At 68.7% G+C, this 25,680-nt stretch carries 21 protein-coding genes; 9 read left to right on the forward strand and 12 right to left on the reverse strand.

The genetic code is table 11. The annotated features are described in order from the left end of the window. Window positions 1-208: 208 nt before the first annotated feature. From OG504_RS37345 to OG504_RS37375, 7 genes are all read right to left on the reverse strand, one after another. Window positions 209-1,528 (reverse strand): serine/threonine-protein kinase, encoded by a 1,320-nt coding sequence (locus OG504_RS37345; RefSeq protein WP_405993755.1) that lies wholly within the window; start codon window positions 1,526-1,528, stop codon window positions 209-211. A gap of 177 nt (window positions 1,529-1,705) precedes the next feature. After that, entirely contained in the window at window positions 1,706-2,476 is a 771-nt protein-coding gene (locus tag OG504_RS37350) for a hypothetical protein (RefSeq protein WP_405993756.1), read from the reverse strand. Window positions 2,477-2,759: 283 nt separating this feature from the next. Continuing rightward, complete coding sequence (locus OG504_RS37355) at window positions 2,760-3,779, reverse strand: TolB family protein (protein WP_405993757.1); 1,020 nt, start codon at window positions 3,777-3,779, stop codon at window positions 2,760-2,762. Then, the gene (locus OG504_RS37360; protein WP_405993758.1) at window positions 3,776-5,122 is read right to left on the reverse strand and encodes an MFS transporter; all 1,347 of its coding nucleotides are present in this window, start codon (window positions 5,120-5,122) and stop codon (window positions 3,776-3,778) included. Before OG504_RS37360 ends, OG504_RS37355 begins: the two co-directional genes overlap by 4 nt. 1 nt (window position 5,123) lies before the next feature. Continuing rightward, on the reverse strand, window positions 5,124-5,999 hold the full coding sequence (locus tag OG504_RS37365) for an alkaline phosphatase family protein (RefSeq protein WP_405993759.1): 876 nt from the start codon (window positions 5,997-5,999) through the stop codon (window positions 5,124-5,126). Window positions 6,000-6,171: 172 nt separating this feature from the next. Then, entirely contained in the window at window positions 6,172-6,612 is a 441-nt protein-coding gene (locus OG504_RS37370; protein WP_405993760.1) for a VOC family protein, read from the reverse strand. Window positions 6,613-6,657: 45 nt separating this feature from the next. Continuing rightward, the gene (locus tag OG504_RS37375) at window positions 6,658-7,389 is read right to left on the reverse strand and encodes a response regulator transcription factor (protein ID WP_405993761.1); all 732 of its coding nucleotides are present in this window, start codon (window positions 7,387-7,389) and stop codon (window positions 6,658-6,660) included. A gap of 162 nt (window positions 7,390-7,551) precedes the next feature. Here OG504_RS37375 and OG504_RS37380 point away from each other — a divergent pair, with 162 nt between their 5' ends. Next, window positions 7,552-8,439, forward strand: coding sequence for a hypothetical protein (locus OG504_RS37380; RefSeq protein WP_405993762.1), 888 nt, complete (start codon window positions 7,552-7,554; stop codon window positions 8,437-8,439). Window positions 8,440-8,569: 130 nt separating this feature from the next. Then, on the forward strand, window positions 8,570-11,569 hold the full coding sequence (locus OG504_RS37385; RefSeq protein ID WP_405993763.1) for a bifunctional [glutamine synthetase] adenylyltransferase/[glutamine synthetase]-adenylyl-L-tyrosine phosphorylase: 3,000 nt from the start codon (window positions 8,570-8,572) through the stop codon (window positions 11,567-11,569). A 65-nt stretch (window positions 11,570-11,634) separates the two neighbouring features. On the opposite strand, the gene OG504_RS37390 is transcribed toward OG504_RS37385, so the two are convergent. Beyond that, window positions 11,635-12,561 carry a DMT family transporter gene (locus OG504_RS37390; protein ID WP_405993764.1) on the reverse strand — a complete coding sequence of 309 codons (927 nt, stop codon included), beginning with the start codon at window positions 12,559-12,561 and terminating at the stop codon, window positions 11,635-11,637. Between the two features lie 36 nt (window positions 12,562-12,597). Between OG504_RS37390 and OG504_RS37395 the strand changes: the two genes are divergently transcribed. Beyond that, complete coding sequence (locus OG504_RS37395) at window positions 12,598-13,488, forward strand: LysR family transcriptional regulator (RefSeq protein ID WP_405993765.1); 891 nt, start codon at window positions 12,598-12,600, stop codon at window positions 13,486-13,488. A gap of 321 nt (window positions 13,489-13,809) precedes the next feature. Here the strand turns inward: OG504_RS37395 and OG504_RS37400 are convergent, their stop codons facing one another. Then, window positions 13,810-14,670: a phosphatase PAP2 family protein gene (locus OG504_RS37400; protein WP_405993766.1), complete on the reverse strand. Its 861-nt coding sequence runs from the start codon at window positions 14,668-14,670 to the stop codon at window positions 13,810-13,812. 131 nt (window positions 14,671-14,801) lie between these two features. Further along, window positions 14,802-15,836: a LacI family DNA-binding transcriptional regulator gene (locus OG504_RS37405; protein ID WP_318015932.1), complete on the reverse strand. Its 1,035-nt coding sequence runs from the start codon at window positions 15,834-15,836 to the stop codon at window positions 14,802-14,804. A 362-nt stretch (window positions 15,837-16,198) separates the two neighbouring features. Here OG504_RS37405 and OG504_RS37410 point away from each other — a divergent pair, with 362 nt between their 5' ends. The 5 genes from OG504_RS37410 (at window position 16,199) to OG504_RS37430 (ending at window position 22,909) form a co-directional block, all read left to right on the forward strand. Continuing rightward, window positions 16,199-17,473, forward strand: a complete 1,275-nt coding sequence (locus OG504_RS37410; protein WP_405993767.1) for an extracellular solute-binding protein — start codon at window positions 16,199-16,201, stop codon at window positions 17,471-17,473. A gap of 128 nt (window positions 17,474-17,601) precedes the next feature. Further along, a complete protein-coding gene (locus OG504_RS37415) occupies window positions 17,602-18,606 on the forward strand; it encodes a carbohydrate ABC transporter permease (RefSeq protein WP_405993768.1) in 1,005 nt (334 codons plus the stop codon). Between the two features lie 13 nt (window positions 18,607-18,619). Next, entirely contained in the window at window positions 18,620-19,486 is an 867-nt protein-coding gene (locus OG504_RS37420) for a sugar ABC transporter permease (protein ID WP_405993769.1), read from the forward strand. 197 nt (window positions 19,487-19,683) lie between these two features. Next, window positions 19,684-21,363 carry an alpha-amylase family glycosyl hydrolase gene (locus OG504_RS37425; RefSeq protein WP_405993770.1) on the forward strand — a complete coding sequence of 560 codons (1,680 nt, stop codon included), beginning with the start codon at window positions 19,684-19,686 and terminating at the stop codon, window positions 21,361-21,363. A 169-nt stretch (window positions 21,364-21,532) separates the two neighbouring features. Then, a complete protein-coding gene (locus OG504_RS37430; protein WP_405993771.1) occupies window positions 21,533-22,909 on the forward strand; it encodes an alpha-amylase family protein in 1,377 nt (458 codons plus the stop codon). A 61-nt stretch (window positions 22,910-22,970) separates the two neighbouring features. Here OG504_RS37430 and OG504_RS37435 read toward each other — a convergent pair whose 3' ends face one another. Next, entirely contained in the window at window positions 22,971-23,585 is a 615-nt protein-coding gene (locus OG504_RS37435) for a DUF4232 domain-containing protein (RefSeq protein WP_405993772.1), read from the reverse strand. A 185-nt stretch (window positions 23,586-23,770) separates the two neighbouring features. Here OG504_RS37435 and OG504_RS37440 point away from each other — a divergent pair, with 185 nt between their 5' ends. Then, a complete protein-coding gene (locus OG504_RS37440; RefSeq protein WP_405993773.1) occupies window positions 23,771-24,562 on the forward strand; it encodes an inositol monophosphatase family protein in 792 nt (263 codons plus the stop codon). A 61-nt stretch (window positions 24,563-24,623) separates the two neighbouring features. Here the strand turns inward: OG504_RS37440 and OG504_RS37445 are convergent, their stop codons facing one another. After that, window positions 24,624-25,673 carry an NAD(P)/FAD-dependent oxidoreductase gene (locus OG504_RS37445; RefSeq protein WP_405993774.1) on the reverse strand — a complete coding sequence of 350 codons (1,050 nt, stop codon included), beginning with the start codon at window positions 25,671-25,673 and terminating at the stop codon, window positions 24,624-24,626. Between the last annotated feature and the right edge of the window lie 7 nt (window positions 25,674-25,680).

Below are 25,680 nucleotides of genomic sequence, written 5' to 3' on the forward strand. Positions count from 1 at the left end.
CATGGGCAGTGGCATCCAGCAGTTGCCAGTGAAGCACGTTCGCCTGTCGACGGAGGGTGCTGATCAGCGGTACGGCGATGCTCTGAGGCAACGTGTCATGGCCGGGAAGATCGGTGTGGCACTGACCAGCCGGGGAAATGGCCAGCGGGCGATCCAGCCGCCGGGCGCAGTCCGACTTCGAGGTTTGGGCCAGTGGTTTGAGCGTGAGTCAGGCGTTCCCTAGGGTCGAGCGAATCCGGCGATCCACAAGGTCATCGGTAGCGAGGCCTATGAAGTGGATTGCGGAATCTGGATGATTCTGGAGCATGTCTGCCGCAGAACTCGCCGCGTCGCCAGAGATGAGGGAAAGCCAGGAACGGATCTTCTCCTGGGGGGACGGCTGGTTCCACTTCGCATCGAGGCGGAACACGCCATCCAGGCACTCCTCGACCAACTGGAACTGTCCGGTCTGAGCCGCGTGGCGTGCGATGTTGAACAGCCACAGGATAGTGGCGTCCACCTCACTTCCCTCCGGCACTCTCGTAGTGCCCAGAAGACCGGCCATGGCCTGGACTACTCCGGTGGCTCGTGCGAGATCTGCTGCAAGGGCTGGAAGAAGCTTCTCCTCGTCTACGCCCACCAATACGTCACAGAAGAGCCCGGCATCATCGATGTGTGCATCGGCGAGGGCGATGAGCGCCTCGGCAGCAGTCTGCGACCCGTGGATGAGTTCTCCCTGCAGCGCTGCGGCCAGAGCGATCGGAGGTTTGGCCGACAGCTCGACGTCCCGAGCGATGAGCGTGAGCAGTTCTCCGACGTTCGCGGGGCGCTTGCCCGGGTCCTCCCGGGTGGCAGCGCGTACGACGGTTCGCCACGGTCCGGAATCGGGGATGTGGGCACGGTTGGCCCGCGGCTGTCGTCCTGTGAGCCACCAACCGATGAGTTGGCCGATGCTGTAGATGTCGGCTTGTGGGCCCGCGCTGTGTGCATCGTCGGACAGCTCGGGGGCGGCGAATCCCTGCGATCCCATGGACACCCCGGCACGGGTGAGGCAATGGTTCGGCGTGTGACCGCGAGGTCCACGGGCGATGCCCCAGTCGGCTACCACCCAACGTCCGTCCAGGAGGAGGATGTTCGAGGGTTTGATGTCCCGGTGGACCCATCCTGCCGCGTGAACAAGGGCGAGAACCGAGCAGAGGGATCGAATGAGCACGTGCAGTGCCTCATCCGTCCGTGACTCACTGTTCAGGTTTTCCGCGGACTGCTCCGCCCAAGGCATGACGAACCACGTATTGCCAGGATCCGCGTCCAGGATGGGCATGGCGTGCGGGTGGCCGTCGAGCAAGCGGCCGACCTCGATCTCCCTCGCCATACGGGCGACGCTTGTGTTGCGCGCCGCACGCAACCTCTTCAAGGCGACGGTGATCCCGCTTGGCTTGTGCACCGCCTTGAACACATCGGCCTGGCCACCCTCAAACGGCGTCTTCTCGCAGGCGTAGTCCGACCGTCGCCCAGCCGCGGACCGTGTGACCGCCTCGTACCCTTTCACTGACCGGTCTCCTCCGGCGAACGGAAGCATTGCTTGTTGTATCCGCAGTCGGATAGCTCTGCCCTATGACCGCGAGACATGACCTGATCAGCCCCCTTGTTCTGTCGCTTGGCTTCTCTGCGCTGCGCGCGTGTGCCTGTTGTCCTCGGACATCAGGTGGCGTGCACGCGCGACACTTCAGGAGACGGCGTCGTCCAGGCTCGGCTCGGGCAACAGCCTCTTCGTGATCCTGGGCATCTTCTCGCCCGGCGATCGGCGGAGGAGCCTCAGTGAACGACCCTCCACCCAGGCGTTCCAGGCCTTCAGGTAGTACAGAAGATGCTCCCGTGAGTCGTCCTTCCTGCGATGACGCTTGCCGGCCGCCATGCCGAGCATCGTGTTGCGCAGGACCAGCCTGGGGTCGGATTCGGTGAGGCTTGCACCGCTCACAAGGCCGTCGAACCAAGGAGTTTGATCCACGTCAGGACGTTCTTTGGTGGTGACGTACCAACCGATGGAGGCGGCTGTGACGGTAACTCTTGTCGCCCTGTTCACGGCCATGCCGCGATTGATGGACTCCCGCATGTTGGGGTGCTGTTCAAGGATGGTGAACAACTGGTCATTGGAGGTCAGAGACGATCCACCGGACCAGTTGGCGTCAGGGGAGGACAGATAGAGCTGGAGACCTCGGAGAGCTGCGGCGAGGTGGTTGCTGTTGAGCTCCCCTACCAGAGACAGGGCGTCGCGTCCCGTGCGCTTGCGCCCGGTGTCCATCACGGTGAACGCAGATCTCGGCACATCGTGTGCGACCAGGATCTCCACCGCCATGCCGGCCTTGACGATGGCTGCCAGGCGATGCTGACCATCCACGAGCTGACCGTTCTCGTCGAACGCGATGCCCTGATGGGTCAGTTTCCACTCTCCTCGTTCGATCGCTCGGGCCAGATGAGTGACCGTCTGTCGGCTCAATGGGCGATTGTGGTCATTGATTTGAAGCCACTGTTGGGCCAACTCGGGGGTGACGAGGCGAACTTCTGTATGCAAACGAGGCTCCCGCACTTGTGCATGGCGTGCCCTGAAGACGTCAAGTGGCGCCAGACCGAGCGTTGTTGGGTGATGGTAGCGGGACGTAGCGTGACATCGCCCGAGTTTGTCATCGGTCACAGGGCAGCATGTACGGTGCACAGGATCGGAGTGCTCGGGTGCTCGTGCGGGTCTCGAGACGAGTTGTGCAGCGACACATAGCCCCAGGTCACTGAAGATATGCAGGAGACACAGCCGCTGCGCTGATACGCCGTGACGTGCCCTTTCCCTCTGCTGGAACTTCGTATAGGTCCGCCCCGAAATCTCCCGGCAGCGCATACACGATCGTGTGATCGTCCCTCCAAACCGCCTGGTCGTCCACGCTGCGCGCTTCAGCCAGCGGAGTTTCGCGCATCGTGCGCAGGTCGAGGACGTAGAGGTGCCAGGGCGCGTCCTTCGGGAGGCCCTTCACGCGTTTCTTGTACGCGACGCGCGTGCCGTCGGGGGAGAGGGACGGGCACTCCACGTTCGTGTGCACGGTGGTGACCGTCCGCGTGCGCAGGTCGCCCCGCACCAGATACGTGCTGCCCTTCGTCGCCAGCGTCGCGTAGAACGTGCGGTCGTCCGACGCGAAGGTCACGCCCCAGAAGTTGACGTCGGCCGCGTGGTAGACGTGGCCGTCCTTGAGGATGCGGAACGCCTCCAGGGACGGGATCAGCTTCCCCGTCCGGGTGTCCACGATCGCCGCCCGCGTCGAGAAGTTCGTCCCCGCGTAGGAGTCGCCGCCCACAAAGGCGGTCCATGCCGCGAAGCGACCCGTAGGGGAGACCCGGGCACGGGAGGGGATGCCGGGGACGTCGTAACGGGCCGTCTCCTTGAGGTGGGCGTCCAGGATCAGCGCGCGGTACGTGTCCGTGACCGTGCCGTGGACCGCCTGGAGGCAGACCCCCGTGCCCGAAGCGGCGTAGAAACGGAGGCACTTGAGGCCGGAGGCGGTGCGCGGGCCGGAGGGGTCGGACGCCGGGACCGTGGTGAGTTCGTCCCGGTGCGGGCCCCAGGCCATGTTGCGGAACACCATGGTGCCGGGGGTCGTCAGGGTGATCCGGCCCGCGGTGATGCGCGGGCCGCCGGGCTGGGTCTCGTTCCGCCGCTCGGCCCGGGCCGACGCGTGCAGGACCGACGCCGTGGCGACTACGGCGAGTGCGGCCACGGCCGCGAGGAGGACCAGGATGCGGTTGCGCAGGGTCATGGGGCAGGCTCCAGAACTCGTCGGCCCGGGCGGAGTGTCATCGCGAACGCCGCGCAGACCGCCAGCGCCACCGCCGACGCTGTGAGCGCCGTACGGTCGCCCCACAGCGTCCACGCCGCACCGAAGCCCAGCGAGCACACGAACCGTGCCGCCGCCTGGCCCGTCTGCACCAACGCGAGCCCCGACGACCGCAGTTCCTCCGGCACGCTGTCCGAGGCCGCCGCCATCAGCACACCGTCGGTCGCCGCGTAGAAGGCGCCGTGCAGGAGGAGGACGGCGTAGGGGAGGGCCGTGCCGTGCCAGGACGTCAGCAACAAGGCGTACGCCGTGAGGAGGGCGCCATGGCCGCCGAGGAACACCCGCCAGCGGCCGACCCGGTCCGCGAGCCGGCCCAGCGGTACGGCCAGCAGCAGGAACGCCGCCGCCGTGCCCAGCGGGAGCAGCGCGAACCAGCGGTCGGGGACGCCGAGTCGCCGTTGCAGCAGCAGGTACACGAAGGAGTCGCTGACCGTCGCGAGGCCCAGGAGGAGCGCGCAGACGGTGATACGGCGGAGGTCGCGGCGGGCGAGCAGGGCGAACGCGGCGCGGAGGGTGGGGCGTACGGCCTTCTCGTCCACGGCCCTTTCCCCTACGGCCTTTTCCCCTACGGCCCTCTCCCGTGCGGCGTTCTCCGTGCGGGGCGCGGCAGTTGACGACGATCCCGGCACGAACAGCACCAGCACCAGGACGCCGACCACCGCCACGCAGAAGCTCACCGTGAACACCGCGTCGTACCCGTCCACCGTGGCCCGGAGGATCAGGAACGCCACCAGCGGGCCGAGCAGCGCGCCCGCCGTGTCCATCGCGCGGTGTACGCCGAAGGCACGACCCCGGTTCTCCGGGGTGGAGGAGAGGGAGATCAGCGCGTCACGCGGGGCCGTGCGCAGGCCCTTGCCCGTACGGTCGGCGGCGAGGATCAGGCCGATGGGGGTGAGGGTGTGGGCGAGCAGGAGCAACGGCTTGCAGAGCGCCGAGATGCCGTAGCCGATGCCCGCGATCCACTTGTGGCGGCCGCCGCCCCGGTCGGCGAGGTGGCCGCCGGCCAGCCGGACGAGCGCCGAGAAGCCGTTGTAGATGCCGTCCAGGAGACCGAAGCCCAGCGGGGACAGGCCGAGGCCCGTCACCAGGTACAGGGGGAGGACCGCGGTCACCATCTCGGACGACACGTCGGTGATCAGACTGACCGCGCCGAGCGCGAAGACGGTGGGCGTCACGGCGGCGGACACCCGCGCCGTCCTACGGGCAATACCCGTAGTACTCCCGGCACTTGGGTCGGCGTTGGCGCGGCTGTCCGCCACGTACATCTCAGGACGCCCAGATGCCGGTGATGTCGGCGGCCGAGGCCGCGTTGCCCGCGTGGGTGGTCAGGCCCTGGGAGTCCTCCAGGGTCCGCAGCAGGTTGTAGTGGTTGTACGTGGTCGAGGACGTCGAACCCGCCTTCACCGGCTGGCCGTAGAAGACCGTCGGGATGCGGTTGCCGCTGAGCAGGTTGTCCTCGTCGAAGGTGACGACGAGCAGGCTGTTGTGGGTCTTGGCCCAAGTGGCGTACGCACCGAGGTTGTTCTTGATCCAGGTGTCACCCGTCGCCACCGAGCAGTCGTGCATGTCGCTGCACAGGTTGGGGGTGACGAAGGAGATGTCGGGGAGGGTCGTGTAGTCCGTCGGGAACTGCGTGAACGTCTTCGCCGTGGACGTCGCGACGTTGGAGAAGCCGAACCAAGGGTTGTGCTTACGCGCGTAGTTGCCGCTGCTGCACGTCGTCGAACCCTGGCTCGGCAGCGTCTCGTTGTAGCTGGCCCAGGTGCCGCCCGCCGCGGTCACCTCGGAGGCGAGGTTCGCGGCCGAGGAGAAGCCCGCCGTGTAGCAACTGTCGCTGGTGATCCCCTGGGTGGAGCCGGAGAACAGCGCGAAGTAGTTCGGCTGGCTCGGGTGGGTGATCCCGTACGACTGGGTGAGGGCGGCGCCCCCGGTCGCGAGCGAGTTGATGTAGGGGGCACTGGAGGAGCCGACGACCTGGCTGTAGGCGTGGTTCTCCATCACCACGACGACCACGTGGTCCGGGGTCGGCACCCCGGTCGCGGCGTGCGCGGCCGAGACGGTGCCGAAACCGGTCCAGACTCCGACGGCCGCCGCCGAGAAGGCGAGCGCGGACGCCATGGCGGCGCGGCTGCGGCGGTACACGGAACGGGCGGAACCAGCGGGACTGCCGGGACCGCCGGACACTTCTTCACTGCCGGACACATCTACCTCCGGGTGGGGGGGGAGGACGGGGGTGACGGTGCGAACCGAGCATGCACACGCCAAGATGCCCGCGTCCCACCGCTCCCAACCCGGCGGATGAAGAAGTGGTGAACTACTCCTGCAGCGCCGCCACTTGGGCCAGCACCTGGTGCAGCGGCTCGGCGGCCCGCTTCCGGTACTCCTGGATCGCCCAGCCGTTGCCGTCCGGGTCCTTGAAGTACATGAACGTCGCCCCGTCCTGCGGCGCGAACTGCACCGGCTCACTGACCTCAAGACCCCGCGCGGTCAGCTCGTCGTAAGCCGCCTTCGCGTCCTGCACGCACAGCTGCATGCCGTGGTACGTCCCCGGCTGCGGCGTCCCGGTGGGGATCTGCAACCCGTTGACCAGCGCGATCGAACAGCCCGAGCCCGGCGGCGTCAGCTGCACGATCCGTACGCCCTCCATCACCTCACCGTCGAGATCGACGTGGAAGCCGACCTTGTCCCGGTAGAACTCCTTGGCCCGGTCCACGTCCGAGACCGGCAGGACGATCACTTCGAGGGTCATGTCCATGAGTAGACTCCTTTGTCGCTCGGTCACGTACGACTTGTTCACGACTCAGTCCGGCTCAGGGAACACCCGGGCGACGGCCGCCGTCCGGCTGGAGACCCCGAGACTGCGGAAACTGTTCTCCAGATGTTTACGGACGGTACTGCGGGAGACCACCAGCTGCTCGGCGATCTGCGGGGTGGTGAGCCCGCGCGCCACACAGCGCAGGACGTCCAGCTCGCGCGGGGTCAGCCGGACCGGGGGCCGGCGCCGCCGGGCGGCCTCGCGGTAGATCGCGTACAGGTGCGGCGCCAGTAGCGTCAGCGTCGTCATCTCGTGGTCGGCGAAGGGCTTGGAACCCTTGCGGAAGAACTGGAAGACACGGGTGCGGCCCGGCGCGGTGGGCAGGGCGATGTCCGCGATGCAGGGGTACGGCTCGAGGAATTCCGTGTAGATCGGCAGGTTCCGCAGCTCGCGCACCGACAGGAAGTCCGTCAGCTGTGTCGTCTCGGGACCGTTGTGCGGCTTGCAGACCTGCACGCACTGGAGGTGCTGGTGGCGCCAGCGCCAGTACCCGTCCATCGGGCAGTCGTACTCCTCCTCCACCGTCTCCTGGCTGTTGAGTGCCCGTCTGGTCGGGATGTCCAGCTCGCAGAAGCTGGCGGAGTCACAGGGGACGAGCCGCTGCAGCCCGAACAGCAGGGACTTCGGCGGCACACCGTCCGCGTCCTGCCGGGCTTCGGCCAGGACGTCCGCCATGCGCCGCAGATGGGCCTCGGCCGTCGTGAAGGGTGGTGTCATCTCGGCCTCCCGGGGCCGGTTCTCGCCTGCCGCGAATGTACGCCTTTCAGGCACCGGGAACCCTCGGATTCGTCAAATGCCGAATGGGCTACGACCGCTGACGCGTCCACTGTCGACATACGCGGCCGCCCCGGTCGCGACGACTGAGACGGAGGCCGTCCCATGCGTTCCCACCTGCGCTCCCACGCCCCGCGCGGCCGCCCGCGTCCCTACCGCCGCCCAGCGGCCCTCACCGGAGGCGCCGCCGCCCTGATCGCCGCCCTGCTCGCCACCGGCTGCGACGCGTCGCCGTCCGCCGAGGCCCCGGCGGACGGCCCGGAGTTCTCCTCCGTGCGCTTCACCCTCGACTCCCGCGGCGCCATCGAGATCTCCGGCTCCTCCCGTACGACGGTCAGGGCGGCCGGCACCCACACGGTGACCGAGGGCCGCGCATACCGGTTCGCCCGGCCCGCCGATCAGCTGCTGGTGGTGCTGAGGCACTGGCCGCAGACCCGCACGGACCGGGCCTCACGTGGACGGACGCCTCGGCTGGTGCCCGAGGAGGAGTCCGCCGTCGAGACCGGATTCCTCGTGGACACCCCGAGCCGGGTCCTCGCCGACCTCGACGGACACAACCTGCAGTGGCTCGACCGCGACACGATCCGCGTCGACACCACGAACACCGCTGTCGGCGACCTCGTCCGGCTCACCCTGTCCGGACCGCACGGGGGTCGGCCCGGACACACCACAACACCGTCCGCCGACCGGACGTGCGCACACGTCGACAACGGGACCGACCGGCAGGTGCTCCTCCCCGAGGTGGAGACGGGCACGCCGGTCGCGGACGCACGGGCGAAACTGCGGCGGCTGTGCCTCGACCTCCAGTACGCCTCCCGGCCCGGCGGCGCACGACCGGGCACCGTAGGACAGGTCCTGATACCTCTTGCCGGCCGGTGGACCGCGTCCGCCGAGCTGCCGCCGCTCGACGGCGCCGCCCTCCCGGGGCGCGTGTCGGGCAACCGGGCGCTGGTCGACCCGTCGCGCCCGGCCACGGTGGTGGTGAGCCGCTGAAACCGCTCATCCGCCCCGGCGCTTCTCGCAGGCACTCCGGTTAGGCTCGGCCTCGTACGACCTTGATCCGACAGGTCGTACGACCTTGATCGGAACCCTGATCGGGACGCGATCGGACAGGAGGCCGAGGATGACGGCGCCGGGGCGCAGGAGCAGCACCTTCACGCGACTGCTGCGGCACGGTTTCACCGATCCCTCGGCCGCCGAGCGGCTCCTGGAGAGCGCGGAGCTGGCGCCGATAAGGAACGACCCGGTCCTGCTGGAGGCCCTGGGCGCCACCGCCGACCCCGACCTGGCCCTTCAGGGTCTCGTACGACTCCTGGAGGCGCAGCCCGAGGACAGCCCCCGCCGCGAGCTGCTGGACACCCTGATCGCGGCGAAGCCCTTGCGCGACCGGCTGCTCGGCGTCCTCGGTGCCTCCGCCGCCCTGGGGGACCATCTCGCCCGGCATCCGCGCGACTGGCACGCCCTCGTGATGTACGAGCCGCGCGACCTCCACCCCGGGGTGGAGGAGTTCGAGCGCGGTCTCGCCGAGGCCACCGACCCGGTCGCCCTGCGCGTCGCCTACCGCCGCTGCCTGCTGTCCATCGCCGCCCGTGACGTGTGCGGCACCACCGACCTCGCCCAGACCGCCGCCGAACTCGCCGACCTCGCGACCGCCACCCTGCGCGCCGCCCTCGCCATCGCGAGCGCCGCCGCGCCCGACGACGCCGCGCTGTGCCGGCTCGCGGTGATCGCGATGGGCAAGTGCGGTGGCCACGAGCTGAACTACATCTCCGACGTCGACGTCATCTTCGTCGGCGAGGCCGTCGAGGGCGCCGACGAGGGCAAGGCGGTCCGCGCGGCCACCAAGCTCGCCGCGCACATGATGCGGATCTGCTCCGAGACCACCGTCGAGGGCTCGATCTGGCCCGTCGACGCCAACCTCCGCCCCGAGGGCCGCAACGGCCCGCTGGTCCGCACCCTCGCCAGCCACCTCGCCTACTACCAACGCTGGGCGAAGACCTGGGAGTTCCAGGCCCTGCTCAAGGCCCGCCCGGTGGCCGGCGACCTCGCGCTCGGCGCGGAGTACGTCGACGCGCTCGAACCCCTCGTGTGGAAGGCCGCCGAGCGCGAGAACTTCGTCACCGACGTGCAGAAGATGCGCCGCCGTGTCGTCGAGAACATCCCCGCCGCCGAGATCGACCGCGAACTGAAGCTCGCCCCCGGCGGCCTCCGCGACGTCGAATTCGCCGTCCAGCTCCTGCAGTTGGTGCACGGCCGCGCCGACACCTCGCTGCGCAGCGGCACCACCCTCGTCGCCCTGGAGGCCCTCGCCGCCGGCGGCTACGTCGGCCGAGAGGACGCCGCCCGCCTCGATGACGCCTACCGCTTCCTGCGCACGATGGAACACCGCATCCAGCTCTACCGGCTGCGCCGCACCCACCTCGTCCCCGTCGAGGAGGCCGACCGGCGCCGCCTCGGCCGCTCGATGGGCCTGCGCACCGACCCCGTCGGCGAGTTGAACCGCGAGTGGAAGCGGCACGCCACCGTCGTACGACGCCTCCACGAGAAGCTCTTCTATCGCCCGCTGCTCGACGCGGTCGCCCAACTCGCCCCCGGCGAGACCAGGTTGAGCCCCCGGGCGGCCCGCGAACGGCTGGTTGCCCTCGGCTACATCGACCCGGCGGCCGCCCTGCGCCACATCGAGGCCCTCGCCTCCGGCGTCACCCGCAAGGCCGCCATCCAACGCACCCTGCTGCCCGTCCTGTTGGGCTGGTTCGCGGACTCCGCCGACCCCGATGCGGGCCTCCTCAACTTCCGCAAGGTGTCCGACGCGCTCGGCAAAACCCCTTGGTACCTACGGCTGTTGAGGGACGAGGGTGCCGCCGCCGAGAACCTCGCCCGCGTCCTGTCGGCCGGCCGCCTCGCCCCCGACCTCCTCATGCGCGCCCCCGAAGCGGTCGCCCTCCTCGGCGACGGCGACGGCGGCAGCGGCCTCGAACCCCGCGAACGCGCCCACCTGGACCAGGAGATACTGGCCGCGGTCGGCCGCGCCGACGACGCCGTCCAGGCCGTCACCTTCGCCCGGGGCGTCCGCCGCCGCGAACTCTTCCGTACGGCCGCCTTCGACATCGTCGGCTCCTACGGCACCGAGACCCAGCCCGTCGAGGCGGACCAGGGCGCCCTCGTCGACCGGGTCGGCGGCGCCGTCTCCGACCTCACCGCGGCCACCCTCGCCGGCACCCTGCGCGCGGTGGTCCGCGCGGGCTGGGGCGACACCCTCCCCACCCGCTTCGCCGTCATCGGCATGGGCCGTTTCGGCGGCCACGAACTGGGCTACGGCTCCGACGCGGACGTCCTGTTCGTGCACGAACCCCGCGAGGGCGTGCCCGAGCGGGAAGCCTCCGAGGCCGCCAACAAGGTCGTCTCCGAGATGCGGCGGCTGCTTCAGGTCGCCAGCTCTGACCCGCCGCTGCTGATCGACGCGGATCTCCGGCCGGAGGGCAAGTCGGGGCCGCTCGTACGGTCGTTGAACTCCTACGAGGCGTACTACCGCCGGTGGTCGCTGGTTTGGGAGTCGCAGGCGTTGTTGCGGGCCGAACCTGTCGCAGGGGACGAGGAGTTGGGGCGGCGGTTCATCGAGCTGATCGATCCGCTGCGGTATCCGGCGGAGGGGCTGGGTGACGACGCGGTACGGGAGATTCGACGGTTGAAGGCCCGTATGGAGTCTGAGCGGTTGCCTCGTGGGGCTGATCCGACTCTGCACACCAAGTTGGGGCGTGGGGGGCTGTCCGACGTCGAGTGGACTGTGCAGCTCATGCAGTTGCAGCACGGGTGGGCTGAGCCGGGGTTGCGTACGACGCGTACTCGGGCGGGGCTTGCGGCGGCTTGTGCGGCTGAACTGATTTCCGTTGAGGACGCTTCGATACTGGACGAGGCTTGGGTGCTGGCCACGCGGGTTCGTAATGCGGTGATGCTGGTGCGGGGGCGGGCGGGCGATACGTTTCCTTCTGATCCGCGTGAACTGGCTGCGGTGGGAAGGTACTTGGGGTACGGGCCGGGGCATGTGGGGGACATGCTTGATGACTATCGGCGTACTACTCGGCGGGCGCGTGGTGTGGTGGACGTGTTGTTCTACGGGGCCTGAGAGGGTTGTTTTTCGGCTGACCGTCGGTGGGGGCTGGGCGCGCCCGCGCGGCGGAGCCGCAAATGTCACGGCCCCGCGCCCCTAAAAGACGCCTTCGCTGGGCGGGGTCTTGTCAGGGCTACGCCCGCCAGGACTACTGCCATGCCCGTGATCACGCGTAGGCCCACCCTCTCGTCCAGCAGCACCGCGCCCAGCGTCACCGATACAACTGGCAGTAGATATCCGACCGTTGCCGCGCTTGTCGCGCCCTCGTCTGCTATCAGGCGGTAGTTGAGGTAGAAGGTCACGCCGGTGCCGAGGATGCCGAGAGCGGTCACCGCGAGCAGGGCCGTCAGGTCGGGGTGTACCGGGCCGGCGGCGGGCAGGGCGAGGGTGGTCCAGGCCGTTGCCGCGATCAGCTGGGCCGCCGAGACGGCCAACGGGGCCTGGCCCGTGGTGAGTTTGCGGGCCATGTACGCGAAGGCCACGGCGTAGCTCGCGGCGGCGCCCAGGAGGGCGAGGGCGCCCCAGGTGAGGAGGCCCGAGCGATGCCAGGGGGCGAAGATCAGGATCGTGCCCGCGAAGCCGAGGAGGAGGCCGGTCAGGCGGGTTCGGCTCAGGCCGCGGTCGGTGCCGAGGGTGATGCCGATCAGCAGGGACCACAAGGGAGTTGTGGCGTTCAGGACGCCCGCGACGCCGGAGTCGACGGTCTGTTCGCCGACACTGAACATCGCGAACGGGATGGCGTTGCAGAACAGGGCGGCCACCGCGAGGCGGCCCCAGGTGGCGCGGTCGCGGGGCAGGCGCTGACCGGCCGAGCGGGCCAGGGCCAGGAGCACGAGCGTGCCCAGGGCGCAGCGGGCGATCGTGATCTGGGCGGGGGAGAGGCCGTGGTTCAGGGCGAGTTTGATCCAGAGGAAGCCCGACCCCCACAGGAGGGCGAGCACGGCCATGCGGACTGTCGAGGCGGGCTGCATGGGTCCACGGTCGGGCAGCTGGACCGTGCAGGACAAGCGAATGATTCTACAGTGACTGTTAATCTGAGCTACATGCTTGATGTGCGACGCATGCAGGTACTACGGGCTGTGGTCGGGTGCGGGTCGGTGACCGCTGCGGCGGCCCGGCTCGGGTACACCCCGTCCGCCGTCAGCCAGCAGGTCGGGGTGCTGGAGAAGGAGGCCGGGACCGCGCTCCTTGAGCGGGTCGGGCGCGGGGTGCGGCCCACGCCGGCCGGGCTGCTGCTCACGGAGTACGCGGACGCGATCGGCCGGCAGGTCGCCGAGGCGGAGACGGCCCTGGCGGACTTGGTGGCCGGACGTACGGGACGCCTCACGGTCCGCTATTTCGCCACCGCCGGTGCCGCCCTGGTAGCCCCCGCCGTGGCCCGGCTCCGTGCCGAACACCCAGGAGTCCAGCTGGAGTTGAAGCTCACCGACCCCGAGGATCCGCTGCCCGAGGTGAAGGAGGGCCGGGCGGATGTCGCGCTGGTGGTCGGAGCTTCTGGCGGGCATGAGGGCGTACGGCTGGTGAAGCTGCTCGATGATCCGTATCTCGCCGTCCTGCCCAAGGGGCACCGGCTGGCCGCGCGGCGGAGCGTGGAGCTGGGAGAGCTGGCCGAGGAGCCGTGGGTCGGCAGCGAGTGGCCCGGGCCGTGCCTGGACGCCCAGCTCGACGCGTGCGGGGCCGCGGGCTTCCGACCACGGTTCGCGGTCCAGAGCGAGGACTACGTGACGGCTCAGGGTTTCGTCGCGGCGGGCCTCGGGGTGACCCTGATTCCCCGGCTGGGCCTCGGCAGCCGCCACCCCGACGTGGTCGTACGGGTCGTACGGGACCCGGAGCCCGTACGGACCATCCACGCGGCCGTCCGGGAGACGGCACCACCGCAGCCGGCCCTACAGGCGTTCCTGCGGGCGCTGCGGGACGCGGCGAACGAGGGTTGAACGGGGTCGGGTGAAGTCCCTGCCCGGGGCTCGGCAGCCGCCATCCGGATGTGGTCGTAGGGGTCGTACGGGATCCGGAGCGGGGAGACGGCACCGCCACAGCCGGCCCTGTTGACGCGGCGAAACGGCAGCGCCCTGAAGGGGCGCGGGGCTGTGTCGATATGCGGCTCCGCCGCGTGGGCGCGACCAGCTACGACGGCGCGGCACCGGAACGACGGCAACGCGGCCCCACGGCGGAGCCGCATATCCACGCAACCCACGCAACCCACGCAACGCACGCAACCCACGCAACCAGCGGAGCCCACGCACCCAGCGGAGCGTTCACGCCTTCGTGGGCAGCCACGTTCCGCTCGCCCCCCGTACCGCCACCGTCCTCGGCAAGGCGTACGGGAACGCGCCGTACCAGAGGCGGGAGACCGTGAAGCCGAAGGCCAGGCAGAGCATGCCGCCCACCGCGTCGAGCCAGAAGTGGTTGGCCGTGGAGACGATGACCATCAGGGTCAGGGCCGGGTAGAGGAGGCCGAGGATCCGGACCCAGGGGAGTTTGGCCAGAGTGAAGATCGTCAGGCCGCACCACAGGGACCAGCCGATGTGCATGGACGGCATCGCGGCGTACTGGTTCGACACGTGCTTCAGGTCGCCCGACGCCATCGAACCCCAGGTCTGGTGGACCATGACCGTGTCGACGAAGTGGCTGCCGTTCATGAGGCGGGGCGGGGCCAGCGGGAAGAAGTAGTAACCGACCAGGGCCACGGCCGTCGTCGCGAAGAGGACGAGGCGCGTCGCCGCGTACCGGCCCGGATGACTGCGGAACAGCCACACCAGGACACCCAGCGTCACCACGAAGTGCAGTGTGGCGTAGTAGTAGTTCATCCCGACGATCAGCCAAGTCACCGAATTCACGGCGTGGTTGACCGACTGCTCGACGGCGATGCCGAGATGGTGCTCCACACGCCAGATCCAGTCGGCGTTGCGCAGCGCCTCGGTCCGCTGCTCCGGGACCGCGTTGCGGATCTGTGAGTACGTCCAGTAACTCACCGCGATCAGCAGGATCTCGAACCACAGCCGGGGCCGGCGCGGAGTCCGCAACCGGCGCAGAAAACCCTGCCCCGCGGCGTCCGCGACGGGGCTCGGAACGGCTTCTTCACGGCCTTCCAATGTCGTCACGGTGGTCTCACCCATAGACACAAAGTCTGCCAGAAAAGGCTTCCGCGACCGATCATCCCTTGGTCGGGTCCGGCTCGCATGTTCTACGACGAGGAGAGGCCCCGGACTACTACCAGCGCACTGGGTACGGCCTCGGTTCCTCCCCCTTAGGGACGATTCCGGTCGCCGGGTGCCGAAGCCGTCGACCCGCGCACCACCAGTTCCGGCATGAACACGAACTCGCTGTGCGGGGCGGGCGTCCCGCCGATCTCCTCCAGCAGCGTCCGTACCGCCGCCTGTCCCATCGCCGGGACCGGCTTGCGGATCGTCGTCAGGGGCGGGTCGGTGAACGCGATCAGGGGCGAGTCGTCGAAACCGACCACCGAGACGTCCTTGGGTACGTCGAGACCCCGCTGCCGGGCCGCCCGGATCGCGCCGAGCGCCATCATGTCGCTCGCGCACACCACCGCCGTACAGTCGCGGTCGATCAGCGCGGCGGCCGCGGCCTGCCCGCCCTCCAGCGTGTACAGCGAGTGCTGCACGAGCCGGGTCTCCACATCCTCGGCGGTCAGGGCCAGTTGGTCCTGCATCGTGCGGACGAAGCCCTCGATCTTGCGTTGTACGGGTACGAACCGCTTGGGGCCGAGGGCCAGTCCGATGCGGGTGTGGCCGAGCGAGACGAGGTGCGTGACCGCGAGGGTCATCGCGGCGCGGTCGTCGGGGGAGATGAACGGCGCCTGCACCTTCGGCGAGAAGCCGTCCACGAGCACGAACGGCACGCCCTGCGCCCGGAGTTGCTCGTAGCGCTGCATGTCGGCGGAGGTGTCCGCGTGCAGTCCGGAGACGAAGATGATGCCCGCGACCCCGCGGTCGACGAGCATCTCGGTCAGCTCGTCCTCCGTGGAACCGCCCGGGGTCTGGGTGGCGAGCACCGGGGTGTAGCCCTGCCGGGTCAGCGCCTGGCCGATGACCTGCGCCAGGGCGGGGAATATCGGGTTCTCCAACTCCGGTGTTATCAGGCCCACCAGGCCCTCGCTGCGCTGCCGCAGCCGTACCGGACGTTCGTAGCCGAGCACGTCGAGCGCGGCGAGGACGGACTGACGGGTGGTGGCGGCGACGCCAGGCTTGCCGTTGAGGACGCGGCTGACGGTCGCTTCGCTCACCCCCGCCTGGGCGGCGATGTCGGCAAGCCGTGTGGTCACGGGAGTGGACTGTACCGGCCGTCGGCGCGCTGCGGGTTGCTGCGTCATCGCGATCCCTCGTGTTCTGGTCGGCTGCTGGTCGACGTACGGCATGCGGCAAGAGCTTGCAGAGTCTTGCACAAGTGTCCCCTTGCCCGCTCAGCCGCACCAGTGCTGGGTTTCGCGGGGGTCGAGGAGAGGTCACGGACGGGTAACTCTCGGGCCGTCTTGCAGTTTTTTGCAGCAAGGACTTTCGCCGCGCTTGCATCGCTGTTACGTTCGGCGACGCCCGGCGGACGCAACGGCGCAGTCGGCAAGTCGACAGGGCGGCGGACGGGACCGCCTCCCTGCACCTCACGGGCTTTCACCCTCAAGGAGAACTCATGCGGCGTGGCATAGCGGCCACCGCGCTGGTGGCGTCCATCGCCCTCGCGGCGACGGCCTGCGGCGGCAGTGACAGTGACAGCGGCAAGTCCGACGGGCCGGTCACCATCACCTGGTGGGACACCTCGAACGCCACCAATGAGGCACCCACGTACAAGGCACTGGTCGCCAAGTTCGAGGCGGCCAACAAGAACGTCAAGGTCAAGTACGTCAACGTGCCCTTCGACCAGGCGCAGAACAAGTTCGACACCGCAGCCGGCTCCAAGGGTGCCCCGGACGTGCTGCGTTCGGAGGTCGGTTGGACCCCCGCCTTCGCGAAGAAGGGCTACTTCCTGCCGCTGGACGGCACCGAAGCCCTCGCGGACCAGGCCAAGTTCAAGTCGAACCTGATCACGCAGGCCCAGTACGACGGCAAGACGTACGGCGTGCCGCTGGTCACCGACACCCTCGCGCTCGTCTACAACAAGGCCCTCTTCAAGCAGGCCGGCATCACTCAGGCGCCCACCACCTGGGACGAGTTGAAGACCGACGCGGCGACGATCAAGGCCAAGGCCAAGGTCGACGGCTACTGGGGTTCCACCCAGGCCTACTACGCGCAGACCTTCCTCTACGGCGAGGGCACCGACACCGTCGACGCCTCCGCGAAGAAGATCACCGTGGACTCCGCCGCCGCGAAGAAGGCCTACGGCACCTGGCTGAGCCTCTTCTCCGGCACCGGCCTGCACAAGGCCGACACCACCGCGGACGCCTACGCCCACATCCAGGACGCGTTCGTCAACGGCAAGGTCGCCGCGATCATCCAGGGCCCGTGGGAGATCACGAACTTCTACAAGGGCTCGGCCTTCAAGGACAAGTCCAACCTCGGCATCGCCACGATCCCGGCCGGCTCCACCGGCAAGTCCGGTGCCCCGACCGGCGGTCACAACCTCTCGGTCTACGCCGGCTCGGACTCCGCGCACCAGAAGGCGGCCCTGAAGTTCGTCAACTTCATGACCTCCGCGACCTCCCAGTCGACGATCGCGCTGAAGAACTCGACGCTGCCGACCCGCGACGACGCCTATACCGCCGCCGTGAAGTCCGACCCGGGGATCGCCGGTTTCCAGGGCGTCCTCGGCGCCGCCCAGCCGCGCCCGGCGCTCGCCGAATACAGCTCCCTGTGGGGCCCGTTGGACACCGAACTGCCCAAGGTCGCCGGTGGCAAGGAGTCCCTCGACAAGGGCCTGAGCAACGCCGAGCTGGCGATCGCCAAGCTGGTCCCGGACTTCAGCAAGTAGCCCCGAGTGGCCGTCGGATCCGCCAGATCAGGAACTGGGGGGACGGATCCGACGGCCATCGGCCTGAGCCGCCGTAGCCCTCGAACTTGCCGTACCCGCTTGAACTTCCAGAAGGTGTCGAACGAACCATGACAGTCGCCATCGACCGCGCGACCGGCAAGCGCCACGGTGACCGCGCACCCCGGCCCGGCCCCGGCAGCCGCCTCAAGTACGCCTACCAGAAGCACTGGTACGCGTACGCGATGATCATCCCCGTGGTCGTCGTGCTCGGCGTCCTCGTGCTCTACCCCCTGGTGTACGGCCTCTACTTGACGCTCACCGACGCCGACAGCCTCAACACCGCGCGCACGATCGGCGTCAACCACATCGACGCCACCTACAAGTTCATCGGGCTCGACAACTACAAGGACATCCTGTTCGGCCCGACGTCGTACGACCGCTTCTGGTCGCACTTCATCTGGACGATCGTCTGGACCGGGCTCTGCGTCGCCCTGCACTACACCGTCGGTCTCTCCCTGGCCCTGCTGCTGAACCAGAAGCTGCGCGCCAGGACCCTCTACCGCCTGATCCTGATCCTGCCGTGGGCCGTCCCCACCTTCGTCACGGTCTTCGGCTGGCGATTCATGCTTGCCGACGGCGGCATCATCAACTCCGCGCTGCACAGCCTGCATCTGCCCCAACCCGACTGGCTGGAGAGCACGTTCTGGCAGCGGTTCGCCGCGATCATGGTCAACACCTGGTGCGGTGTGCCGTTCATGATGGTCTCGCTGCTCGGCGGCCTCCAGTCCATCGACACCTCGCTCTACGAGGCCGCCGAGATGGACGGCGCGAGCCCCTGGCAGCGCTTCCGCTACGTCACTCTCCCGGGTCTGAGGTCGGTCAGTTCCACCGTCGTCCTTCTCGGTGTGATCTGGACCTTCAACCAATTCGCCGTGATCTTCCTGCTGTTCGGAAACACCGCCCCCGACGCCCAGATCCTCGTCACCTGGTCGTACTTCCTCGGCTTCGGCCAACAGCCGCGCGAATTCGCCCAGTCGGCCGCCTACGGCATCCTGCTGCTGGCCATCCTGATCGTCTTCACCTCCTTCTACCGCCGCTGGCTGAACCGCAATGACCAACAGCTCGCGATCTGAGGCAGGAGTCCCCATGAGCACCACGACACCACCCCAACGGACCCGTCGCCGGGGCGAGTTGAGCCGCGCCGGCGCTCTCGGCTCGCACGGCATCCTGATCATCGCGAGCCTGATCGCGCTCTTCCCGATCGCCTGGCTGGTCTTCCTCTCGCTCGGCCCGGACTCGGACGACTATCTCCACCCGGGCGGCATCTGGAAGAAGATGACGTTCGACAACTACTCGTTCGTCCTCCAACACACCGGATTCTTCGACTGGTTGAAGAGCTCGCTGATCGTCTCGTTCGGCACCACGGTCATCGGCGTGACCATCGCCGCGAGCACCGGCTACGCGGTGTCGCGCATGCGCTTCCCCGGTTACCGGAAGTTCATGTGGGTGCTGCTGGTCACCCAGATGTTCCCGATAGCGGTACTCATCGTGCCGATGTACCAGATTCTGGCCGACCTGCAGCTCATCGACAGCTACCTTGGTCTCATCCTCGTCTACTGCTCGACCGCCGTGCCCTACTGCGCCTGGCTGCTCAAGGGCTACTTCGACACGATCCCGTTCGAGATCGACGAGGCCGGACGCGTCGACGGGCTGAACCCCTTCGGCACGTTCCTGCGACTGATCCTGCCGCTCGCCAAGCCGGGCCTGGCGGTCGCCGCGTTCTACAGCTTCCTCACGGCTTTCGGCGAGGTCGCGTTCGCCTCGACGTTCATGCTGTCCGACACGAAGTACACGTTCGCGGTCGGGTTGCAGACGTTCGTCAGCGAGCACGACGCGCAACGCAACCTGATGGCTGCGACGGCTGTGTTGATCGCGATACCCGTCGCCGCGTTCTTCTATCTCGTGCAGAAGAACCTCGTTACTGGGCTCACCGCGGGTGGCACGAAGGGCTGAAAAACCCGGTTTCGTTGTTGGCTGCGGGGCTGTTGTGGCTGGTCGCGCAGTTCCCCGCGCCCCTTTTTGGGGGGCGTTGCCCCCCAAGCCCCCCTGAGACCCGGGGTGGCCGTGAGGTCCATCCGACCCCGCTGACCTCACGGCCGCCTCGTCATCAACTCCCCATGATCCGAACCCCGTTACGTACCAAGGACGCCATGACCCAGCAGCACTCCGCCACCGCCCCGGCACCGATTCCCGCCGCAGCCAAGCGCAGCGACTGGTGGAGAGACGCCGTGATCTACCAGGTCTACCCCCGCAGTTTCGCCGACAGCAACGGTGACGGCATGGGCGACCTGGAGGGCGTCCGCGCCCGCCTCCCGTACCTGCGTGACCTCGGGATCGACGCCGTCTGGCTCAGCCCGTTCTACGCATCCCCGCAGGCGGACGCCGGCTACGACGTCGCCGACTACCGTGCCGTGGACCCCATGTTCGGCAACCTGCTGGACGCCGACGCGCTGATCAGGGACGCCCACGGGCTCGGCCTGCGCATCATCGTCGACCTCGTCCCGAACCACTCCTCGGACCAACACGAGTGGTTCAAGCGGGCGTTGAGGGAGGGGCCGGGCTCACCGCTGCGGGAGCGGTATCACTTCCGCCCCGGAAAGGGCGAGAACGGCGAACTCCCGCCCAACGACTGGGAGTCCATCTTCGGCGGCCCGGCCTGGACCCGGGTCACCGAACCTGACGGCTCGGCGGGGGAGTGGTATCTGCACCTCTTCGCGCCCGAGCAGCCGGACTTCAACTGGGAACACCCGGCGGTGGGCGACGAGTTCCGCTCGGTCCTCCGCTTCTGGCTGGACATCGGCGTGGACGGTTTCCGCATCGACGTGGCCCACGGCCTCGTCAAGGCGGAGGGGTTGCCCGACCTCGGCTCGCACGAGCAGCTCAAGCTCCTGGGCAACGATGTCATGCCGTTCTTCGACCAGGACGGCGTGCACGACGTGTACCGCCAGTGGCGCACGGTCCTCGACGAGTACGCGGGCGAGCGCATCTTCGTCGCCGAGGCGTGGACCCCGACCGTCGAGCGCACGGCGAACTACGTCCGTCCGGACGAACTCCACCAGGCCTTCAACTTCCAGTATCTGTCTACGGATTGGGACGCCGAGGAGCTGCGTACGGTCATCGACCGCACCCTGGAGGCCATGCGCCCGGTCGGCGCCCCCGCCACCTGGGTCCTCTCCAACCACGACGTCACCCGGCACGCCACCCGCTTCGCCAACCCGCCCGGCCTCGGCACCCAGATCCGTCTGGCGGGGGACAGGGAGCTGGGCCTGCGCAGGGCCCGCGCCGCGACGTTGCTGATGCTTGCGCTGCCCGGATCGGCGTACATCTACCAGGGCGAAGAGCTGGGCCTGCCCGATGTCGTCGATCTCCCGGACGAAGTCCGCCAGGATCCCGCCTACTTCAGGGGCGCGGGCCAGGACGGCTTCCGTGACGGGTGCCGGGTGCCGATCCCGTGGACGCGTGACGGATCGTCATACGGCTTCGGCAGCGGGGGCAGTTGGCTGCCGCAGCCGGCGGGCTGGGGCGAGTTGAGCATCGAGGCGCAGACCGGGGCGGCCGGTTCGACGCTGGAGCTGTACCGGGCCGCGCTCGCCGCGCGCCGTACCCAGCCGGACCTCGGCGCGGGAGACTCGGTGGAGTGGCTGCGGGCGCCGGAGGGCGTACTCGCCTTCCGGCGTGGGGAGTTCGTGTGCGTGGCGAACACAAGCGGGGAGTCGGTGACGACATCGGCGTACGGTCGTCTCCTGCTGGCGAGCGGTGAGGTGACCGAGGTGGCGGGCGAGGCGAAGCTGCCGGCCGACACGACGGCTTGGTGGACCACCACGCCGTAACTCTCCCTAACTCCCCCAACTCCCCCTCCGACACGGGAAGTTCTTGCAGCAACTTCACACGGCCCGCTGCCCTTTTGGGTGGCGGGCCTCTAACATCTGGGCGACTGCAAGGTTTCCACGGTGTTTCAGCAAGAACTGTCAAGAACCTTCAACGGAGAAGGAACCCCACATGGCCAACAGCAGATCACTTGCAGGAGCTTGCGCCCTCGCCGCCGCGACGGCCCTCCTGGTGCCCGGCACCGCGCACGCCTCCCCGCCCGGCACCAAGGACGTCACCGCCGTCCTCTTCGAGTGGAACTTCGCCTCGGTCGCCAAGGAGTGCACCAACACGCTCGGCCCCGCCGGTTACGGCTACGTCCAGGTCTCCCCGCCCGCCGAGCACATACAGGGCTCGCAGTGGTGGACGTCGTACCAGCCCGTGAGCTACAAGATCGCGGGCCGCCTCGGTGACGCGACGGCCTTCAAGAACATGATCGACACGTGTCACTCGGCGGGCGTGAAGGTCGTCGTCGACACGGTCATCAACCACATGTCGGCGGGCAGCGGCACCGGTACGGGTGGTTCGTCGTACACGAAGTACAACTACCCCGGCCTGTACTCCTCGTACGACATGGACGACTGCACGTCGACGGTCAGCGACTACACGAACCGCGCCAACGTCCAGAACTGCGAACTCGTCGGCCTGGCCGACCTGGACACCGGCGAGGAGTACGTCCGCGCCACCATCGCCGGCTACATGAACACCCTCCTCGGCTACGGCGCCGACGGCTTCCGCATCGACGCGGCCAAGCACATCCCGGCGACCGACCTCGCGAACATCAAGTCCCGCCTGACGAACCCCTCCGCGTACTGGAAGCAGGAGGTCATCTACGGCGCCGGCGAGGCCGTCCAGCCCACCGAGTACACCGGCAACGGCGACGTCCAGGAGTTCCGCTACGCCTACGACCTCAAGCGGGTCTTCAACAACGAGAACCTCGCCTACCTGAAGAACTACGGCGAGGGCTGGGGCTACATGAGCAGCTCGGTGGCGGCAGTCTTCGTAGACAACCACGACACAGAGCGCAACGGCAGCACCCTCAACTACAAGGACGGCGCCAACTACACGCTGGCCAACGTCTTCATGCTCGCGTACCCCTACGGCGCCCCGGACATCAACTCCGGCTACGAGTGGACGGACGCGGACGCCGGCCCGCCCAACGGCGGCTCGGTGACGGCCTGTTGGCAGGACGGCTGGAAGTGCCAGCACGCCTGGCCGGAGATCAAGTCCATGGTCGCCTTCCGCAACGCGACCAGCGGCCAGTCCCTCACCAACTGGTGGGACGACGGCAACGACGCGATCGCCTTCGGCCGCGGCAGCAAGGGCTACGTCGCCATCAACCACGAGACGTCCTCGCTGACGCAGACCTACCAGACGTCCCTCGCCGCGGGCACGTACTGCAACGTCCAGAACAACACGTCGGTGACCGTGAACTCCAGCGGTCAGTTCACGGCGACCCTGGGCTCGAACACGGCGCTGGCGATCTACTCGGGCAAGTCGAGCTGCTGATACCGGTGTTGGACGGCGGCGGCGCGAGGGGGCACGTCGCCGCCGTCCGGACCGTGGGGGATCAGGAGTTGATGGTGATGTGCTTCGCCAGGGCCGTCACCGAGAGGTCGCCGTGGTCGACCCACTGGGGGAGGGCCAGGGTCTTGTGCTGGGTGGAGGCGGGCGGGGTGATCTCCAGGTAGGCGGCGTGCACCGCGCCCGACGTGCCGGTGTTGGCGTGGGTCCAGGCGACTACGGCCTCGGCGCTCTCGCCGTCCTTGAGGGTGAGGGTCTTCTTGCCGGGGTTGTGCGCGTACCAGGTGTTGCCCCAGGTGGTGTGGGTCGTGAGCTTCTTGTGGGCGGAGTTCTCCAGGCCCAGGCCGGGGTAGCCGCGCAGCGCGCAGGTCTTGCCGCTGAGGTTGCGCAGCCGGATGACGACACCCTCGTGGTTCATGCCACCGGCGAGCTGCTGACCGTAGGTCGCCTTCAGCGCGGCGGCCGAGCAGGTCGGCGTCGCCTTCGCGGTGGCCGTACCCGTGGTGGTCGCGGCATTGGCGGTACCCGCCCAGGCCGCGAGACCCAGGCCGACGACGGCACCCAGGCCGATCATCGTGCGCCCGAGCTTGCGGTCGGCGCGGCGCCGGTGCTTGGCGGTGCCGGTCTGGTCGGTGGTGTTCAGGTGCTCGTTCATGGTCATGTTCCCCACTCCTGCTTCGCGGGCCGTGGTCTGCGGCCCGCACCGTCGTTCTGGTGCCGTACACAAGGTTCGATGCGCGGCACGACGGTTTTGTTCGCGGGAGAAGGTAAGAGAATCCACGTGGTCGCAGAGGGGCCAGGTCCGGGCCAGCAGGCGATGAGCCCGGTGTCGTTATCCTGCGCGGCATGGTCGATTCGTATGAGGATCTTGATGATGCTGGTGTCGCGACAGCGGCGGTGCGTGCCGGCGCGGATGTGGTGCGCTCCATGTACGGTCGGCGACTCACTCGCATCCACAAGGGCGCCGGGGACTTCGCGACCGCCGCCGATGTGGAGGCAGAGAAGTCGATCATCGGTGTCATCCGTGCCGCCCGGCCCGACGACGCCGTGCTCGGCGAGGAGGGCGGGCTGCAAGGCGGTGCGGAGGCCGTACGCCAGTGGTTGGTCGATCCCCTGTGCGGCACGTTGAACTACGCTGCCGGCACCATGCTGGTGGCCGTCAATGTGGCGCTGCGCGGCGGTGCGGCCGCGGTGGGCGACCCGTTCAGCGGCGAGGTCTTCTTCACCGACGGTGTGACCGCCTGGGTGCGGAATGACGGTGCCGACGTCGAGTTGACACCCACGCCCGCCACCCGACTCGTCGATGTCAACCTGGACCCGCCGTTTCCCGGCGCGCCGGAGTTCCGGGCCGTGGACCTGCTGGCCCACCCGGAGTTCGTGGAGCGGTTCCGGCCCCGGGTGGTCTCCACGACGCTCGCCCTGGCCTGGGTCGCCGCCGGCAGGCGCGCCGCGTACGTCACCGATGGTGTCGACTTGTTCGAGAGTGTGCACTTCGCTGCCGGTATCGCCCTGTGCCGTGCCGCCGGGTGCCTGGTCACCGGAATCGACGGCGGTCCGATCGGACCGTCGGGCCGCGGACTTGTCGTGGCCGCGGACGGCGCGACTCACCGGTCGTTGATGTCGATGATCCGTAGTTGAGTACGTTGAATCCGGAGCGGGTACCAGAAGGTCCGGCCGCGGACGGCGGTAGGGCGTGATGTCAGTGCACGCGGGGCCGAGACCGTCGTAGTTCGGGAGCCGGTCTGCCGGTCACGAGTTCGTCCGCGACGAGTCGTCCGACGGTGGGTGCCAGGGTGACGGCGGAGTGCATGACGGCGACGTAGAGGGATCGATCGTGTGTCGCGTATCCGATGACGGGGCCGTGCGCGGGCATGGGGCGTCCGGTGGTGCGGTGGCACAGCAGGTGGCATCGGTCGCTTCCTCGGAAGGCGGTCCGCAGGTGGCGGAATGCGTCTTGAGTGGCCTGCTCGGGCTTTCCCGCTGCGGCGCCAGCCTGCGGTACGACCAGCAGGAGGTGGCCGGCGCGTACCTCCCGGACCTCGAAATCAGGGCTGGCCACGATGGATTTGACCAGACCCGGGGGCGCTGCGACCCGCGCGAGGGTGGCTGGGGAGGCGGCCATGGCCAGGTCGACCGGCAGGCGCTCGCACAGTTGGGGGACGGTGGTTCCGGCCGTGAGGACGACAGTGGTGGCGGCGTGGAGCCCGGTCGATGTCAGGACTCCCTCGACGTGCCCGTCGGTCACCTGCAAGGAGGTGACCACGGTGTCGTGGAGCACGGTCGCTCCGTGGGCACCGGCGGCCGCAACGAGTGTGCGGGCCAAGGCAGTTGGGTCGACGCCCGCGTCGCTCGGGGTGTGGACGGCCTGGTCGGGCGGGTGCCGGAGGTTGGGTTCCAGGGCCGCGATCTCGCTCCGCCCGACGCGGAACTGGCCCGGCCCCGGCCGTGAGTCCCCGTCCGGCACGTCGGCCCAGGACAGCGAGCCGGTCCTTCGGACGGTGACCTGGGGCAGTTCGTTCTCCAGGCGCCGGTAGTCCGCCAGGACGTACTCGCGGAGATCCCGTGCGCCGCCGGGCCAGTGGCCGCCCGAGCCACCGATCCAGGCGAAGGAGTTCCCGGTGACCCCGGTGACCCCGGTGGCCGGTGCGGGTCCTTGTTCGAGCAGAGTGACCGGGACGCCTCGACGGGCCAGGTGGTAGGCCACCGAGGGGCCGACGATTCCCGCACCGACGACAACAACGGCTGACATGAGGTCC

The sequence above is a fragment of the Streptomyces sp. NBC_00986 genome (assembly GCF_045162565.1).
GTDB lineage: Bacteria > Actinomycetota > Actinomycetes > Streptomycetales > Streptomycetaceae > Streptomyces.

Bases quoted from the DNA above. Each gene is read 5' to 3' on its own strand.
- OG504_RS37400 (WP_405993766.1), bottom strand. From the start codon at position 14,670: ATGGGTGAGACCACCGTGACGACATTGGAAGGCCGTGAAGAAGCCGTT.
- OG504_RS37430 (WP_405993771.1), top strand. From the start codon at position 21,533: ATGGCCAACAGCAGATCACTTGCAGGAGCTTGCGCCCTCGCCGCCGCG.
- OG504_RS37435 (WP_405993772.1), bottom strand. From the start codon at position 23,585: ATGACCATGAACGAGCACCTGAACACCACCGACCAGACCGGCACCGCC.
- OG504_RS37425 (WP_405993770.1), top strand. From the start codon at position 19,684: ATGACCCAGCAGCACTCCGCCACCGCCCCGGCACCGATTCCCGCCGCA.
- OG504_RS37420 (WP_405993769.1), top strand. From the start codon at position 18,620: ATGAGCACCACGACACCACCCCAACGGACCCGTCGCCGGGGCGAGTTG.
- OG504_RS37415 (WP_405993768.1), top strand. From the start codon at position 17,602: ATGACAGTCGCCATCGACCGCGCGACCGGCAAGCGCCACGGTGACCGC.
- OG504_RS37395 (WP_405993765.1), top strand. From the start codon at position 12,598: ATGCTTGATGTGCGACGCATGCAGGTACTACGGGCTGTGGTCGGGTGC.
- OG504_RS37375 (WP_405993761.1), bottom strand. From the start codon at position 7,389: ATGACACCACCCTTCACGACGGCCGAGGCCCATCTGCGGCGCATGGCG.
- OG504_RS37360 (WP_405993758.1), bottom strand. From the start codon at position 5,122: ATGTACGTGGCGGACAGCCGCGCCAACGCCGACCCAAGTGCCGGGAGT.
- OG504_RS37410 (WP_405993767.1), top strand. From the start codon at position 16,199: ATGCGGCGTGGCATAGCGGCCACCGCGCTGGTGGCGTCCATCGCCCTC.
- OG504_RS37380 (WP_405993762.1), top strand. From the start codon at position 7,552: ATGCGTTCCCACCTGCGCTCCCACGCCCCGCGCGGCCGCCCGCGTCCC.
- OG504_RS37440 (WP_405993773.1), top strand. From the start codon at position 23,771: ATGGTCGATTCGTATGAGGATCTTGATGATGCTGGTGTCGCGACAGCG.
- OG504_RS37370 (WP_405993760.1), bottom strand. From the start codon at position 6,612: ATGGACATGACCCTCGAAGTGATCGTCCTGCCGGTCTCGGACGTGGAC.
- OG504_RS37385 (WP_405993763.1), top strand. From the start codon at position 8,570: ATGACGGCGCCGGGGCGCAGGAGCAGCACCTTCACGCGACTGCTGCGG.
- OG504_RS37445 (WP_405993774.1), bottom strand. From the start codon at position 25,673: ATGTCAGCCGTTGTTGTCGTCGGTGCGGGAATCGTCGGCCCCTCGGTG.
- OG504_RS37355 (WP_405993757.1), bottom strand. From the start codon at position 3,779: ATGACCCTGCGCAACCGCATCCTGGTCCTCCTCGCGGCCGTGGCCGCA.